Origin of the sequence: Paenibacillus helianthi, from assembly GCF_001909055.1 — a bacterium.
In the GTDB taxonomy this organism is placed as follows: domain Bacteria; phylum Bacillota; class Bacilli; order Paenibacillales; family Paenibacillaceae; genus Paenibacillus_AQ; species Paenibacillus_AQ helianthi.
The window spans coordinates 43,074-59,812 of sequence record NZ_LVWI01000002.1; the positions used below are offsets into that span (position 1 = coordinate 43,074).

Sequence of the window (16,739 nt, forward strand, 5' to 3'; positions counted from 1 at the left end):
AGCCTGGGCAGGTGATAATTGTGACGTTGTTACTAATCAAGCCATTATGCTGATGGGGCTGCCGGTTTGTCTTCAGCGATCATCGTCCGGTTTCTGCCGTTGCTCTTCGCCTGGTATAGCGCCTGATCCGCCGTCTTCAGCAATCCCTCCTGCTCTGAAGCATGCAGCGGGTAATGGGCGATGCCTTGAGACACCGTAACCTGCGACGGAATGGGACCCTTGCTCTGTTCCAGTGCCCTGCGGACTCTTTCTGCAACCTTGAAGGCTTCTTGCGGGCGGGTACGGGCCAGCAAAATCACAAACTCCTCACCGCCGTAGCGATGGCACACATCATCCGGCCGAAGCGAGGAGACAATCACACCGGCTACATGCTTCAGCACTTCGTCACCGGTAACATGGCCATAGGTGTCGTTCACGAACTTGAAACGGTCCACATCCAGCACAATCAGTGAAAATGGAGTCCCTGAATCGATCCACTGACTGAGCGTGTACTCCAGGGATCTCCGGTTCTTAAGCCCGGTCAGCGCGTCTGTCGCAGCTTCCTGCGTCAGTTGATCCGTATGTTCCTGAATGTCTGTCACAGCCAGAAAGACAGCCTTGGTCAGCAAATCGGCCTCCCGGCTCCAGTGCGGCTTGGCTTCCGGAATGACAATCTTCTCCTTGCCCATCTTGCTTACCAGGTCCGCCAGATAGGCAAAAGGCCGGGCCAGCCTGCGCGCCACCAGGATCACACCAATCAGCAGTACAATAAACGGAACCAGTGAATAGCCAATAATGGTCTCAATGTGCCCGATCAGCTGCCGATGAATCAGACTCATCGGCGAGACGACCACTATTCCCCAGCCGTTCGCCGGAACACTGGAGTATCCGGCGAGCAGATCGGTACCCTGAAGGTTACGAACCTCCTGTTCCCCGCTCTCTCCCTTCATCAGCTTCTGCACAACCTTGTTGCTGCTAATATCCATCCCGGAGAGCTGCTTGTCCGGATGATACAGCAAATGCCCGTCGGAATCGACAATATAATAGTAAGAGCCCAAATCGTCCACGCTGTTATTTCCGAATATCCTGGAAAGCACATTATTCTCCTGCAGATAAATCGTGCCGCCCAGTATACCTAGATATGTACCGTTCCTGCTAAAGATAGGTTGACTTAAGAACACAATCAGTCTTTTGGTGGTCGCAGTCATATATGGAGCGGATATGTAGGGCTGTCTGAGTGCCAAAGCTTCTTTAGTAGATTGAGAACTAATATGCTTGCCTGCGGTTCCTATGGTGGCCGGTTCTACGTTGCGGACAACCCCGTCTGCACCTATTACTACGATGGAATTAAAATAATTGCTGCTGTTGCGCATCAATTTCAATTGATGTTCCACTTGCTCAGGCGTCCTAACGTCCATATCGGAAAGCATCTGTGCATTATAGGCCAGACTGCCGCCAATGGATTGAAATAAGGAATCCATCGTCCTGGACATGCGGTCCGCATTAGTGAAATTCAGATGGAGCGTCGTCTCCATCAAAGATTGTCTTTTGGAGTCATAAGAGCCAACCAGCATAATGGTTGAGGTTAGCAGAACCACCAGCGTCACAAGGCCTGTAAGCAGCGATGTCAGACTGAGCTTCTTCCTTTGACGTGGCCCGGCTTTTCTCAGTGTAAGCAAACGATAAACCCTCCTTGATTTCTGAAAACTACATAAATCCATCATACAACAAATAATATCGTTATTCGACAATGAATCCATGCAAAATGGCGTGCAAATGGTCACCCCATTTAACACGCCATTATTGCATTCAGGTTCTGCTGAAAATCCCCGTCCTAAACTACCTGCTATTGAACTGCCGGCTGTTGCCCACCGGGTTCAAGTGGCAGTTCGGGCTGAGGGTTCTCTTGCTGGAGCAAATCAGATTCCTCAGCGGCGGCCCCTTGAATCATCGTTCCATTGAACAATGAGGTGATTTCAGCTGCAGTTAGTGCCCGGCTATAGATCAGAAAATCATCAATGGCACCGTTCAAATTGGGATCGCCATATTGGGATTTGCCGATATAGTTCTGAGTCGTAACGCCAAGACTTGAAGGCTTCAGCGACATGGCGGTATTCACAGCAACCTGCACGCCATCAACATAGAGGCGGCCCGTCGTACCGGACAACGTCACAGCGACATGCTTCCATTGCCCGGCGGCCAGCGGGGCAGAAGCCGTAAGCTGCTGTTCTGAACTGTTGCCTCCGTTTGTAATCGCAAACCGCATACCGCCTCCTCCACCTGTCTGGGGAGCCAGGAACATATTTGTAGTCGTGTCAGTGCCAAAATCAAAGATTCTCGCCCAGTCATTATTCGCGGTAATGCGTACCCAGGCTGAGATCGTAAAATCGTTCAGCTGGCTGAGCACTCCGGCTGGCAGAGAAGCATAAGCACTGGTTCCGCTTAAGCCCAGCGCATTCCCTGCTCCTGTACGGCCGGTAACCCAGGATGCTGTTCCCGTCAGAACGGCATGATTGGCACCATATGAGGAATCGGTCACTGTTGTGCCTGAGGATTGGTTCATTTTATAATTGACGACTATACTCGGTACCGGTGTAACCGTCCCCTGCTCAATCTTCACTTCGTAGGATGCTGCTGTACCGATATTGAGACTGGCGGTTGCCGTTTGGCCGTTCACTGCCGTGAAACTTCCGGAAGCTACGTTATTGACGGTTACATTATAGGTTCCGGCGGCAAGTCCGCTAAAGTCCACTTTCGTGATGTGGGCAGTTCCGGGTGTTACATTGCTGAGTGTGAAGCTGACGCCGTTCTTCGCTTTGGCGACTGTTGCCAGGCTGTATCTGTCACGTCCCAGGGTCATGCCCCATTTTTCCGTGATCAGATTAAGGCGCTGAAATACGCCGTCCTTCGGAACAATAATATAATTACCGCCGCTCTCCGTTACATCACAGCCGTAACCGTAGAGGCCAAAGATCGGGTCGACCGCCACATCGGAGCTAAGAATCTTGATCGCGCCAAACAATCCGAGGTCGGCTTCGCCGGACATGCCGCGCCAGCCGTTGAACAATGGGCCGCCATCCAGACCGAGTGCGCCATTGTTGCCTTTCATGGCTTGATACGTCCAGGACACCGCCCCAATATCCGCCGGATCGGAGCTGATCTGGCCCGAGTTGATGGCGTTTACATTTGCAAGCTTGGCAGCATAGCTGAGCCGTTGCTCTACCTCAGGCGCAGTGGAATTGCTCCGCACCCAATCGTCCATGGCGGTTCCAGCCAGCGATGCTGTGTATTGGAACTGCCACCAGGGTTCCCCGTTGATAGTCACCGGATCGGTATAGAAGTACCAGACAGGCATTTTCCCGCGGACTGCACGGGTTTTGGTATTGATTTTGCCTTTAATCGTATTGTTATTCTTCATCTTGGCCAGCATATAAACGGCTTCTTCACCTGTGTTGTCATAGTTGTATTCCGAACCATACGGGTAAGCCGTACTTGCGAAATTGTTGTATTTGGTGTTCATTTTTGCGATGATATCGTTCGCCTGGGAGGTGTATCCCTCATCTTGCAGCGCTTTGATAATCTCCGGAGTAGTTACTTCTCCCATCAGACCCGTGTTCCAATTATAGGCGACCGGCCCGTCATAAAGAGCCTTCATAATGTTATAGGCCCGCAGCAGATACGTGCTGCTCGGCTCTTTGTAGCTGATCAGGCCAGGGTACAGCTTAGAAATCTTATACATGCTGAAATACGTGTTGTAAATATGAGGGTAAGCATAACCCCGGTACGTTGGAGTATCATTCGGAGGGGCCATAAGGAAGTCCGGCACCAGATAATCGGTGTGATGTCCAGCCATCAGGTTGTTCCAGATCGTGGTATCCAAATACTGATCGAGTGCTGTGATTTCTGAGGTGACGGGTTTCTGGACATTTTTCTCGGCAAGGAATTGAGCGTGTGTGTATCCCCAGTCATCTCCCCAGCCCCAGTACCCTGCAAAGTTGTTGCGTTTGGTGTTCGACTGCATCATCCAGTCGTCGAACGCTTTGTCCCGGATATCTCCGGGCACATTCCACTGCTGGTTGTTCACCATAAAGGTCGCATGACGCTGAAGTGCGGCATCCACAGCTTCAATGGCGTAGAACTGCAGGGTTGTCTTTTCACCGCTGCCATAATTCACTGTAATATTGTTGGGTCCCAGGTGATTCATCTGGAGTGAATACAGCTTGTGGTCACCCGATGCAGTGCCAAGTGAAGTCACGGTGGTTTCAGACGGATATTGTGCGGTCACGGAGGAAATGGTCTTGGAGGTGCGGAGATCAAATTTAGCGGTCTGATTGACCGGCACGATCATCCCGGGGACCACGGTGGTATCTATCATCCCTTCGGAATACAGCCGGTCTTTGACGGCCTGCTCACTGGCGGCTTTGAAAAATTTGAAGGCATAGGTCTTGCTAGCTCCTGGTGCCAGGGTCAGGCTGCTGTTCGGCAGATATCCGCTGCCGGTGCTTTTGATCACATTGGAATGGATGTAATAGACCGAGAGGCCTTCGACCCAGCCGCCTTGATCGCCAGCCCATTTACTGCCGGGATGCTGCTGAATGCGCCAGTTATCCATATACTCAAAGCCTGCGCCGGTTGTGCTGTCCGGGACAAGCAGGAGAGACGGACCGATACCGCTGGGCCGCTGGGCGGTGACATAAGAGCTGTTATTTCCGATGAAGGACTGGGTGACCACCCGTGTTTCATAAATCTGCTCATTACTGCCTCCGGTCCAGAATTCATTAAAGGGAAGCGGCAGGCCAAAGTCTCCGATCTCCAGAGTCTGTGTGCTGGTATTAGTCACTTGAATCTGCCAGAGCAAGTAATCACTTACAAGAGAATAGCTTTCATTCACGCGGAAATTGCGGATCCCCTCCGCATTCGTTGAGTTTTGATAGGTAATGTTGACAGTGTTGCCGGATTGGCTTTGTGTACGGGCATCGGCCGACTTATTGGTCCAGGCTTTGGTCCAGGCACCGTTATTCAGCCGGTAGGTGAACATCAGCTCGCCCAGCCATTGATGGTCTGCCGTATTCTGGTTGGGAGCATTTGTAGCGTTCATAACGTAGTTGGTAGGAAAATTATCTCCGGTCAGCTTCAGGCTGGAGATGTCGCCATTGGAACCGGTACTGACCTGGAAGTTGCTGTTCGACAAATCATAGGCAAAGGCAGGCTGGGCAAACCACAGAAATCCTGCGGCGGCGGCAGTGAAGACTGCACTCAAAACTGTCCTTCTTACAGAACGGACCTGAATCTTCTCCAGCATAAATTTAACCTCCTGGTTAAAGCGGAATGTACAGTATTTTTCTACTCCTCCACTACGCTTGATCCCTCTCTAAACCTATCTCCCCCCTTTCAGAATCTCTTTGCCCTCCATCGTATTGCTTTAAAATTGTTGTAATTCATCTACCATATTACAGTCTGTGCTGTAAAAGAAAATCGAGATTTCCAACCTTATTTTTAATCATTTCAACCTATAATGGTTGAACAGTCTATGAACTGGCAATTCGTCATGAATCGGCAGGATAGTCCAATTCATTTCGCGAATAATCTACATGGGAGTATTTATGAGGTTGGTGAATCTGACATTATCCGAAAGGGACTGAATCATAATATATGGGGGGGATTGCTTTGGAAGTAGTAATAAATAACACAATGATTCAGCTGATTCAGGGAGATATAACAACGTTAGAAGTGGATGCAATAGTCAATGCAGCGAATACAAGTTTGTTGGGTGGAGGTGGTGTAGATGGAGCCATCCATAAAGCTGGAGGAAAAGCAATATTAGAGGATTGTATGAAGATCCGTAACCAAAGAGGCGGTTGTGGGGTTGGAGAAGCGGTAATAACAACTGGAGGAAACTTGAAATGTCGATATGTAATTCATACCGTTGGTCCTGTTTGGAATGGTGGAACGCATAATGAAGAAGATAAGCTAAGGAACTGCTACAAGAATTTATTGATTTTAGCTGACGCTAATGGAGTAACTAGTATTGCTATCCCAAATATAAGCACCGGAATATATAATTATCCGAAGGATCTTGCTTGTCGTATTGCCGTAGATGAAGTGACGAAGTACTTACTAGGTAAAAAATCAAAAATAAACAAGGTATTATTTGTGTGTTTTGACGAAGTGAATTATGAAAACTATATGATTGAATTAAGGAGACTTTTTTAGTATTTTGAAGACATCGCCTCCATCATCTAACACCGTATCCGCGCTTAGGCCATGCAGCTTTTCGGCTACCAGAGGGAAATACGGAGAATTGGCAAGGGCAGGCAATCCTGGGCGGCTAAGTTCGACCCGAGGAAACTCCAGAAAAGAGGGTAGATATGAAGAAATATAAGAAATATATACTAGTGTTATTTGGTTTCATGATTATAAGCGCTTGTAATAAAAGTACAAACTATCAAACTGTCGAAATAATGGGTCCCTCAATGGAACCGACATATAAAGAGGGTCAAATAGTTAAGGTAGAAACGGATTATTATACTCAGCATGAAATAAAACGGAATGATCTTGTGTACTTTCATATAGATCCGAAAAATATAAAGTATGTTAAACGAGTTGTAGGGTTACCAAACGAAAATATAGAAGTAATGAAAGACAAAATACTAATCAATGATGTTCAAATCGTATTGCCGGTTGCTATGGCAGACAACCCAAATGTTGGTAAATACAAGATAGGGGCCCATCAATATTTTGTAATTGGAGATAATTATAGCAATAGTTTGGATAGCAGGTCCTTCGGTACGATTAGTAAAGAACAAATCCTGGGGAAAATCATAGAATAAACTAGCACCAACATTTACGCTGTAATATGAAGGAAGGGCATTGATGCTGAACCGAACATCCTTTTATATAATCTTTTTCATTATAATTCTTATCTTGCTATCCATAATCGAGCCTTCCGTTAAGATGGGATTGTTCAGTGCTGTGCTAATTACATTGTTCAAATATGTTGACACCTTCTTACATGAACTTGGGCATTTTTTTGCAGGGAAGCTGGTTGGGTATGAAATAGAACGTGTAGTAATCGGAGATCGGAAACCCATTTTTAGTGTAGTCGTCTTTGGAACATCATTTATATTTTGCTATGGCTTCGGCGGGTTAACTGTTCCAGGTACCCGTGTTAAGATCAGCAAGCTGCGTCTTTCTGTTTTTGCTCTCGGAGGGGTATTCTTTCAGATTTAACTTATACCCAAGAACCTTTATCCAAGATGGAAAGGTATACCTTAGTGATGGATTACTTTTTAAAAAAATAATAATGATGAACAAGACAGTTCAATAAGGAATGACTACGGTCACAACCGTTCCCACCCCGGGCTCCGATTGAATCTGAAGTTCCGCCAGACCTCCGTACATCAAATTCAGCCGTTTTTTGACATTTCGCAGTCCAATACCTCCGGCGTCATGAATCAGCATGTCCTCGATATGGTCTTTGGACATCCCTACCCCATTATCTGAAACGGTAAAATACAGCCGTTCTCCGGATCTCCGTCCTGTAATCATAATCCGTCCCCCGCTCACAACCGCCTCCATACTATGGATAATAGCATTCTCGACAATAGGCTGGAGGAACAGCTTGGGAACCACCTTCCCGGGAGGCAGATTCTCCATATCGTATTCCACCTCAAACACTCCGGCATAACGTTTGCCCATAATATGTGTGTAGCTCCTCAGCCAGTTCAGATCGTCCTCCAGCAGAACCTCCTCCTGGCCGTTGTTCACGGTATACTGGAGCATAGTGGATAGGCTGACAATCATTTGGCTGATCTCGCTCTCCTCCCGCTCCAGGGCCATCCAGTTGATGATATTGAGCGTGTTGTATAGGAAGTGGGGATTGAGCTGGAGGTTGAGCGCCAGCATCTCTGCTTCTTTCTCGCGTCTGGTGCTTTTGTAATTTTCCTCGATCAGCTCAAGAATCCTTTCGTTCATCTGATTGTATCTCTTCACGAGAATGCGAAATTCCAATTGCGGCTGGTCTGGAATCTTGGTGGAAAAATCACCGGCCCCGGTTAATTGAATCGCGGCCATCATTTTTTTGATCGGTTTCGTCAAATGGCTGGAAATTACATAGGCAATGCCCACAGACAATAGAAGCAGGACCAGAGTAATGCCTAAATCCGTATAGCTGACGGTCGGCAGGTTGCGGACCAATTGGCGGTACGGGACAACATATACGGTTACCCATCCGGTGATCCCGGAAGCGGCATAACCAATCAACACATCCTCTTTTCCCTGCTTGACCAGGGCAGTCCCTGATACGGATGTGAACTGATCCTTATACCATCCGTTCGCATCCGTCATCCCCAGAAGTGAATTGTCCGGGTAGGTGACGATCTGTCCCTCTCTGGAGACCACATAGAAATAGGACCCCTGCACAGCAGGCGTCTGAGCCATATACTGCCGGTAATACTCTTCATTAAAATTAATCAGCAGCACCGGCCGTTCCACACGCTGAGGCCAGCTGCGGCTCATGCCGTCGATGACGGGTGAAATGTTAAGCAGCCGCCCTGCAGAGAAAACCATGCGGAATTTGGCGTCCATTCCACCTAATTGAGGCTGTCCGTAGATTCTTGTCCAATCGTAGGTGGGGAACCACAGCAGGCTCCCCTTCACCTCCGCTATCTTTTGGTATATATAGGAGTGTACGAACCCGGACGGCGGAACGGAGACAAACGGTGAATTGGTGGTATAGCCCGTAGCGCCTCCCCCGAAGCTGTAATAACTGGTAACCAGCTGCACAGAATAGAAGTCCTGCTCGTTACGGAAATACTTGTTCAGAATTTCAGTTGCTTTGCGGTCCATTCTTAGCAGCTCTTCATCGGTCCGGGGCTGCTGCCGGTCAAAGAGGGTGAATAAGTCCGGGTCTGAAATGAGGTCAATGGTTCTGGATTCGATATGATTCAGCATCAAATCGCTGATCTCTGTTTTCTTTTTCACGATCTCGAGGATACTGTCTTCGGCATTGCTGACTATGATATCCGAGCTCGTCTTATAGTTGATGACAGCGTTCGTCACCGAAGGGATCGAAATCAGCAGCACAAAACAGAGGATCAGCTTGGTTCTCAGCTTCATATTTTTCCACAGATTCCGTTTGTCACGATAGATGTACCGGTATCCAGCCATATTTCCTCCATAAAAACCGTCTAGACTTCAGTCAATCTGCGCGTCAAGGCGCGGTATTCTTCCGGTGTGAGACCCGTTTCCTTTTTGAAGACTCGGTTGAAATATTTGACATCATGATACCCTAGCTGCTCAGCGATCCGGTACACCTTCTCATTAGAACTCCCAAGCATTTCTTTGGCCTCATTCAACCGGAGGCGGGTTACATATTGATTGAAGGTCAGCTGGAGCCGGCTCTTGAAAAACTGGCAGAAATAGCTGGAGCTAAAGTGAAACATGGCGGCGACCGCTTCCTGGGAAAGGTCCTCCCTATAGTGCTGGTCAATATAATCAAGACACCGTGACATCACCCCCTCCTTCCGTTCCCGCTTCGCTTCCGCCACACTATGAGCAATGTCCTCCAAAAGCCTGGCTGCGGACGCAATCAATTCCGGACAGCATCGAATGCCGTTGCCCAAGCAGGAGGTGCGCTGCAGCAGAACTTCCTGCACATCCTCTCTTATACTTTCGAGGTCATAAATCACCCTGGACAGAAGGTGCTTGACTTCCCGCACCAGTTCTTCCGGCAAAGGCGGAGCCCCTTCTCCTAGCATCCGGCAGACCGCTTCCTCTGCTGCAGGCCCGAAACCTGAAAGCCCATCCCAGCCTTCGATTAACTCCTTTAGCCTGCCTGGAATCCGGGGATCGGAGGTAAGCATCCGGCCGGCGTCCAGCCCCCCATCTGCCGCCAAGTATACTTGCGGCTCCCCGGGCTGTGCATAAAAGCAGCATGCAGCCGCATAGCGGGCTTCGGTATACGCACGGGTAACATCATCGTATAAATGCTCTGAAGGAGCGCTGATCCCCACAGGCAGCCCGAGCCTTACAAGCATCTGGAGCATGCCGGAGTCAGGTTGTACGCTACTTGCCACCACCAGCAGACCGGAGTCCTGCCGGGAAGTAAAACCCGTATGGAAACCAAAGGGCCGCAAGCATTCCATCACCTCTTCCGCAGCCCTTTCCCCGTTGATATAGACCACCAGCAAGGTGCCGGAGCCGCTGAATCCAAGCATAGTCAACACTTCTTCTCGGTCTGCCGGGGTCCTTAGTTTCCCTTCCAGCCAATGGTTCAGGAGGTGTTGACGATAGGCGGGTTCTGCCACATCCAGCCGGATGGCAAGCCGTTCATATTCCTGCCGGGTGGCGTACTCTTCCTCCAGGCTCTTTTCCGTCTTCTCAAGAACAGCAATGAACTTCTGAGGGTCAAGCGGCTTCAGCATATATTCGGAAGATCCAAGACTCATCGCTTTTTGCGCATATTCGAAACGGCTGTATCCGCTTAAATAAATGACCCGCCGCGGAGCAGGCTGAGGCGTAAGCTGTTCCAGGAAATGCAGTCCGTCCATGAGCGGCATCCTAATGTCGGTGATAATAATCTGGAAGCAGCGGGCGCTGCAGATCTCAAGGGCCTCCCGGCCATTCCTGGCTGTAACGATCCCGTATTCCGGACGCAAGCGGCGCAGCATGCCGGAGAGTCCGGTGAGGTGAGCAGGTTCATCATCTACCAGCAGAATATCGTACATGCCGTTCCCCCTTATCAGCCCTTGATTCCGGTCATGGCAATCCCTTCAATAAAGTGGCGCTGCGCAATCAGAAAGATCACCAGCGAAGGGATCACAATGACTGTAGTCGCAGCCATCATCAGATTCCACTGTGCAGAGTAGGAGCCCTGAAATAAGGTCAGTCCCTGCATTAACGTATAATTTTTCTCGGAGGTAATGAACGCCAGCGGTCCCAGGTAATCATTCCAGTTCGCCAAAAAAGTCAGCAAGCCGATCACAATCATCGCCTGTTTGGCCAGCGGGACGATAATCACTGCATATATCCGTACATGTCCCGCACCATCCACCTTGGCCGCCTCGTCCAGCTCGCGCGGGATGCCCAGAAAGAACTGCCGCAGCAGAAAAATATTAAACACCCCTCCGCCGAACCAGGCAGGTGCCACCAGCGGAACAAAAGTGTCCGTTAAGTGAAGTGCGTTCCAAAATACGTACTGCGGAATCATGACTACAAAGAACGGAATCATAAGTCCGGTTAATATCACCCCGAATACCTGGTCCCGCCCTTTCCAGTCGATACGCGAAAAGCTGTAGGCACACAACGAGGCGGAGAGCAGAACCCCCAGGATCGCCAATGAAGTAATAATGACGCTGTTCAGAAAGAAACGGCCAAACGGATACGCATCCAGAGCCGTACGGAAATTATCCCACTTGAAAACCTTCGGAATAAACCCCGGCGGAATCTGATACAGCTCCCCCATATCAATCAGTGACGTCCGGACCATCCAAAAGATTGGAAACAGGCAAAACAAACTTCCAATACCAAGCAGCAGGTATATCATTGCTTTATTTATCCACGATTGCTGTTTCACCGCTGCTCCCCCTTCCCTTCGTAATACACCAACGATTTGGAGAAGAAGAAAATCAAAGCGGTGAACAGGGCGATCACCAGAAACAGCAGCACAGAAATCGCACTGGCGCTACCCATCCGGGAGGATTTGAACCCTTCGTTGAACAGGTACAGTACATAAAAAAGGCTCTTGTTGTTCGGTCCGCCCTGCGTCATTACCGAAGGCTGGACAAACGCCTGAAACCCGTTAATAAAGGCAATAACCGTGTTAAAAAAGATGATGGACGAGGTCATGGGGATGGTAATATAAAACAGCTTATGGAGCCTGTTCCCCCCGTCGATCTCTATCGCTTCATACAACTGGGAGGGGATGCCCTGCAGTCCGGCCAGAAAAATAACGATGGTATTGCCCAGCGTCCAAAAGCTGAAGAGGATCAAGGTCGGAACTACCGACCCTGTATCCCCCAGCCATTGCGAAGTAGGCAGATGAAGCTGCTTCAGCAGGGCGTTCACAATGCCAAAATCCGGCTGCAGCAGCCACATCCAGACCATGGAAGAAGCAGCTAACGGAATGATGACCGGCAAATAGAATATTCCGCGAAAAAAGGCTCTGCCTGCAATTTTCTGATTCAGCAGTACCGCAGCAAAAAAGGAAATGATAATGCCTAGAGGCACACTGACAAATACATAATAGAAGGTAGCTTTGACCGCTGGATAAAAGAAGGGGTCGGCACCCGTAAAAAGGGTCTTGTAATTGGCAATGCCGATCCACTCCGGTACCATCCCTACACTATAGTTGGTAAAACTCAGATATATGCTTGCAGCAATTGGAACAAGCACGAACAGCAGGTATCCCGCCAGTACCGGCGAAGCAAACAAAAGTCCGTAACGCAGCTCCTTGGCAGCCTGGTGTTTTCTGCTTGAATGCCGGACCGGCTTCAGGGTCTGTACCCCATTCACTGCATCCTCAAGGGGAGACATCATAACGCCCTCTGATTTCCGGCTGAATCTTTGCCTCAAGCTCCTTCATCGCCTCCAGGGCGGTTTTCTTGCCGAGCCATACCTCATCCATGCCGGAGAAGGTAATCGCATTCACTTTGGAGAAATTTTTAATATAATACGACCCGTTCGGCACCCCGTTGTTCAGCAGATTATTCATCATCGCATCCTTGAAGCCGGATGGATGAGCCGGATTGTTCTCCGCCCACTTGGCTACCAGCCCGGGATCGGTATACCATTTGGTCATCGTAGGCATCCACAATCCGCCTTTATAGAGGTCTATGGCGCCTTCCGGATTCTCCAGAAATTTCGTCAGCAGCCAGGCTTCTTCCCGATGCTTGCTGGATGTATAGATGACAGAAGCTCCGCTGATTCCCATGGGAACGCTGCGTTTCATCTTCGGAAGCACACCGATATCATAATTGACTTTGGCGGCACCGAGGTCCAGATTGATCCATTGGCCATGCATCGACATCGCTGCAAGCTTCGATTGCAGGGCAACCGCCTGGGAAGGAATCGACTTCATTTGCACCGGAGAGGGTGCCACATGATACACGTTAATTAAATCCGCCAGACGCTGGATCGCTTCCGCCGCTTCCGGCTGGCTGAACCCGAATTTCCCGTCTTTGGTCACCCATTCACCTTCATTGTTAATCACTGCCGCATGAACAGGTCCATGCCAAGTTTCAAAAGAGACGCCGAACTGCTTGATATTATCCGGATCAAACCCGGGATCGGCGGCATTTTTACCGTTTTTGTCGAGGGTTAATTGCTGGGCGACTTTTACGAATTCATCCCAGCTCCAGGCCATTTCCGGCTTGGCAGGAGGATAATTCACCTTGGCTTCATCAAATAGATCCTTGTTGTAGAACAGCCCGAAGGTTTCTCCGGCTGTACTGATTCCGTATGCGAAATCCTCGGACGACTTGAACCAGATATAATCCAAAAAGTCGCTGCGCTTCAGGTCCTTATCCGCATCCAGCAGTTCAAACATATTGACGAACTTGCCGTCCTTTTGCCAGGGGTCTGCCAGCTCGCCATGCATATAGCCCAGATCCGGTGCTTCATTCCCGGCTACCATAGCCGTAATCTTGGCATCATAATCCGCTTCCGGGATATGAATGGCATCTACTTTGATGTTCGGATATTTGTCTGTGAAGGCCTGGGTTGCCTTCTCAATAGCCGCCTTCTCCTGCGGACTGCCCCAGAAGGTGAATTTCAGCGTTACGGGTTTCCCTGACTGCTCTGCGTTTCCTTGATCCTTCGCTGCATTTCCCTTATCGCTTTCATTCTTGCCGCCAGCGTTTGAACATCCCGCCAGCAGGGTGACCATCAGCAAAATTACGGTCAGTAGCCCATATAATACTTTTCCCCGCCCTCTTCCATTGAGCTCCATCATAACCCTCCCTAAAAATTTTGTAGCATACGCTTCCTTGAATCACTTCGTTAAACCCGCTTCGAAATCGAATGCTTAAATGTGTTGATTGGGTTCCTGTTCTCATCATAGGGAATGCGCTTACATTATGAAATTCCAAATTTTTAATAATGGTGGATTATTTTCGGATGTTGGGTAGAAAAAAGAAGGTGCCTGGACCGGACCCAAGTGCACCTTCTTTACTCTCTTATTTAGTTCATAGCACGTAAAAAATTATACATGGCCTGGGTGCTCTGCGCCCGGGACACGAGTCCTTGCGGGTCAAACCGCCCGTCTCCTATCCCTTGCATAATGCCGTGAGCCACTGCCTGAGCCACTTGTGATTTCGCCCAGACCGAGATTAAGGCACTGTCCGTCAGATTTTGTAATCCGCCGCGGGAAGCCGCTTTACCTGCCTTGTATTCGTAAGCCTTAATGAGAAGCACTGCCATTTGCTCACGGGTTATCTCGGCATCCGGTGCAAAGGCGGTTGCTGTTACCCCTTCAATCAGCCCGGCAGCATAAGCTGCTGCCACGGATTTGGTGTACCAGCTTCCGGCTGGCACATCCCGGAACGGAAGCCCTTCACCCGTGTCCTTCAGTTGAAGTGCTCTGACCAGCATCGCAGTAAACTCAGCCCTTGTTGTCGTTTGGGCTGGAGCAAAGCGGCTGTCCGTGAGCCCCGTAACCACATGTTTGGCACTGAGCGATTTCAGTGCTGTATACACCCAGTGGTCAGGGGCAACATCTATGAATGTGGCGTCATAAGACAACACGGCGTAGGTGCTGAAATGATCCAGCATCAGGACCAGCTTCTTGCTGGCCTTGTCTGCTGTCCCTCCCACATAGCTCCATTGTGAGGTGTCTCCGTTCTTCAGGTACACCCCAAGCCATTCCTCATTTACAGCCGAAGCTGCATAGGGAAGCATGGCCCGGACCCCTTGGGAAAAGGTAGACGGTGTGATTTCCGATCCGTCCGCTGTACGCAGCACCAGCCCGAATTCATAGGCCGTCCCTTCTTGACGGTAGATGCCGCTTCCATTCCCGGACGGGACTGCTCCATTGGGAACAGGCGCAAGCGTAATCAGAATTGCTGCTCCGCTGCGTTTAGCCTCTGCCAGCTTCGTTCCAAGCTCTGTCAGAACAGCAGCCGGAATCTGAATAGAGGCTTCGCCATCCCGGATCACCAAGGCTCTGTTGCCCAGCAGTGCTCCGGCATGAACAGGCAGTGAAGCCTGGGTCTGTCCTGGACCCAGCGTGATCTCCATAGCAGCAGCCACCGGCCCAGAAGCGAATGCTTCTTCACCAACCACCTTCAATCCGGCAGCCGGAGCTGCTGACGATGCCGGTACCGGCGTTGGTGTTGGTGTTGGTGTTGGTGTTGGTGTTGGTGTTGGTATCGGCGTCGGTGTCGGTGTTGGTGTGACCGTCGGACCTGTCACGGTAACCTTCGCTCTGGCTGCCAAATCCGTACCTTCCACTGCACCGCTCACTGTGAAGCTTCCGGCACCGGCATACTGATGCGGGGCGATAGTCTGCCAGACTACGGGGACCGTCCGGGAAGTTGAATCGCTGTATACTGCCGTAACTACCGACGGCAGCAGCGGTGCATTCCCAGCTGTTGTCACGACCTCCACATCCTGAAGGCTCACAATGACAGGGGCCTCTGAATCAAGCACGGTAACCTTGGCCACCGCGTGCTGATCTGTTCCGCCAGCGGTTCCAGTCACGGTGAAGCCTCCCGGCACCGCATACGATACAGGGTCAATGCCCTGCCAGATGACGGAGGTTTCACCAATCGTATGATCGGAGTACGTTGCCTGTACTACCGTTGGCAGCACCGGAGCGACCCCTACTGTTGTGGTAATGTGTACCTCTTTCAGCTCCACAATCGTTCGTTTCACAGCTTCAGTTACGGTTACCGTGGCTGCTGCAGGCCAAGTAGTGCCTTCCACTTGTCCTGAAACCACAAACTCTCCAGGCCGTGCGTAGTCCTCTTCCGGCACACTGTTCCAGCTGACCTCAGCAGTCCCTTCACTTCCGTTCTCATATTTCACTTGAACCGTGTCCGGCAAGACAGGTGCAACGGTTGCCGCCGTCGTTACGCTGACCGGTTCCACGCTTTGAATGTCCTTGTCTTCATACAATGCTTTTACCTGTGAAGCGTCCATTGCCCCGCTGTAAATGCGGAAATCATCAAGCCCGGCATTCAGCTGTGCCCCGTTGCCATAACCGGAGACACCGATTCGCTTCACATCGTTAGTAGCTGTAATGGAGCCCGGCGAACCATCGGTGTCCACCTGCTGGGCCACGCCGTTTCTGTAGATGACTCCGGTCTTAGTCACCGCATCGAACGTGAAGACCACATGGGTCCATTCATTCAGCGGCAAAAACGCCTCAGGCGACTGTTTCACATAGAAGCCGTTTGCTCCATCTACGTATACAATACTGGAGTTTCCGTTATAGGTAATAAAAAATCCGTTGCCCGCGTAGTTGCCCTCAGGCTTGAACCACAGCAGCACATTCTCCTTGTCATTCATGGCACCGGTGCGTTTGACCCAATAGGACAGCGTCATACTGCCTGGCTGGAGGGCAGGATCAGTGCCGGCAGAGATATAATTGCCGCCCGCTCCACTGAAGGTCAACGCTCCATTCTTATGCCCCTGAGCTTCCCAATCGAGACTGCCAAGAACCGTTCCTTCATGTCCGTTCCCCGAAGCATCAGCAATGGCAGTACCCTGACCTTCATCGAAGTTATAGCGCAGCACAAGCTCAGGAAAAGGGGGGATCACCC

Annotated in this window: 11 protein-coding genes; 3 read left to right on the forward strand and 8 right to left on the reverse strand. The window is 50.2% G+C overall.

Features of this window, described 5'->3' with window-relative positions; all coding sequences use genetic code 11:
* Positions 1 to 44: 44 nt before the first annotated feature.
* Together A3844_RS03090 and A3844_RS03095 are read right to left on the reverse strand one after the other, a co-directional pair.
* Positions 45 to 1,658 carry a sensor domain-containing diguanylate cyclase gene (locus A3844_RS03090; RefSeq protein WP_074085448.1) on the reverse strand — a complete coding sequence of 538 codons (1,614 nt, stop codon included), beginning with the start codon at positions 1,656 to 1,658 and terminating at the stop codon, positions 45 to 47.
* A 167-nt stretch (positions 1,659 to 1,825) separates the two neighbouring features.
* Positions 1,826 to 5,281, reverse strand: coding sequence for a DUF5695 domain-containing protein (locus A3844_RS03095; protein WP_074106592.1), 3,456 nt, complete (start codon positions 5,279 to 5,281; stop codon positions 1,826 to 1,828).
* A 389-nt stretch (positions 5,282 to 5,670) separates the two neighbouring features.
* On the opposite strand from A3844_RS03095, the gene A3844_RS03100 reads away from it, so the two are divergent.
* The 3 genes from A3844_RS03100 to A3844_RS33945 all read left to right on the forward strand — a co-directional run bounded on the left by A3844_RS03100 (position 5,671) and on the right by A3844_RS33945 (position 7,209).
* The gene (locus A3844_RS03100) at positions 5,671 to 6,192 is read left to right on the forward strand and encodes an O-acetyl-ADP-ribose deacetylase (RefSeq protein WP_074100572.1); all 522 of its coding nucleotides are present in this window, start codon (positions 5,671 to 5,673) and stop codon (positions 6,190 to 6,192) included.
* Between the two features lie 155 nt (positions 6,193 to 6,347).
* Positions 6,348 to 6,809: a signal peptidase I gene (gene lepB, locus A3844_RS03105; RefSeq protein WP_074106593.1), complete on the forward strand. Its 462-nt coding sequence runs from the start codon at positions 6,348 to 6,350 to the stop codon at positions 6,807 to 6,809.
* 124 nt (positions 6,810 to 6,933) lie between these two features.
* Positions 6,934 to 7,209: a site-2 protease family protein gene (locus A3844_RS33945; protein WP_425270595.1), complete on the forward strand. Its 276-nt coding sequence runs from the start codon at positions 6,934 to 6,936 to the stop codon at positions 7,207 to 7,209.
* 90 nt (positions 7,210 to 7,299) lie between these two features.
* On the opposite strand, the gene A3844_RS03115 is transcribed toward A3844_RS33945, so the two are convergent.
* The 6 genes from A3844_RS03115 to A3844_RS33295 form a co-directional block, all read right to left on the reverse strand.
* Complete coding sequence (locus A3844_RS03115; RefSeq protein WP_074106595.1) at positions 7,300 to 9,147, reverse strand: histidine kinase; 1,848 nt, start codon at positions 9,145 to 9,147, stop codon at positions 7,300 to 7,302.
* 20 nt (positions 9,148 to 9,167) lie between these two features.
* Complete coding sequence (locus A3844_RS03120) at positions 9,168 to 10,706, reverse strand: response regulator (protein ID WP_074106596.1); 1,539 nt, start codon at positions 10,704 to 10,706, stop codon at positions 9,168 to 9,170.
* 14 nt (positions 10,707 to 10,720) lie between these two features.
* A complete protein-coding gene (locus tag A3844_RS03125; protein WP_074085454.1) occupies positions 10,721 to 11,554 on the reverse strand; it encodes a carbohydrate ABC transporter permease in 834 nt (277 codons plus the stop codon).
* Complete coding sequence (locus A3844_RS03130; RefSeq protein WP_244169667.1) at positions 11,551 to 12,552, reverse strand: carbohydrate ABC transporter permease; 1,002 nt, start codon at positions 12,550 to 12,552, stop codon at positions 11,551 to 11,553. The genes A3844_RS03125 and A3844_RS03130 overlap by 4 nt, the downstream gene beginning before the upstream one ends.
* Positions 12,500 to 13,930 (reverse strand): ABC transporter substrate-binding protein, encoded by a 1,431-nt coding sequence (locus A3844_RS03135; protein ID WP_244169668.1) that lies wholly within the window; start codon positions 13,928 to 13,930, stop codon positions 12,500 to 12,502. Before A3844_RS03135 ends, A3844_RS03130 begins: the two co-directional genes overlap by 53 nt.
* A gap of 227 nt (positions 13,931 to 14,157) precedes the next feature.
* Complete coding sequence (locus A3844_RS33295) at positions 14,158 to 16,737, reverse strand: Ig-like domain-containing protein (protein WP_279629238.1); 2,580 nt, start codon at positions 16,735 to 16,737, stop codon at positions 14,158 to 14,160.
* Between the last annotated feature and the right edge of the window lie 2 nt (positions 16,738 to 16,739).

Coding starts and splice junctions, on each gene's coding strand:
- A3844_RS03095 (WP_074106592.1), bottom strand. CDS start 5,281: ATGCTGGAGAAGATTCAGGTCCGTTCTGTAAGAAGGACAGTTTTGAGT.
- A3844_RS03100 (WP_074100572.1), top strand. CDS start 5,671: ATGATTCAGCTGATTCAGGGAGATATAACAACGTTAGAAGTGGATGCA.
- lepB (WP_074106593.1), top strand. CDS start 6,348: ATGAAGAAATATAAGAAATATATACTAGTGTTATTTGGTTTCATGATT.
- A3844_RS33945 (WP_425270595.1), top strand. CDS start 6,934: ATGGGATTGTTCAGTGCTGTGCTAATTACATTGTTCAAATATGTTGAC.
- A3844_RS03115 (WP_074106595.1), bottom strand. CDS start 9,147: ATGGCTGGATACCGGTACATCTATCGTGACAAACGGAATCTGTGGAAA.
- A3844_RS03120 (WP_074106596.1), bottom strand. CDS start 10,706: ATGTACGATATTCTGCTGGTAGATGATGAACCTGCTCACCTCACCGGA.
- A3844_RS03135 (WP_244169668.1), bottom strand. CDS start 13,930: ATGATGGAGCTCAATGGAAGAGGGCGGGGAAAAGTATTATATGGGCTA.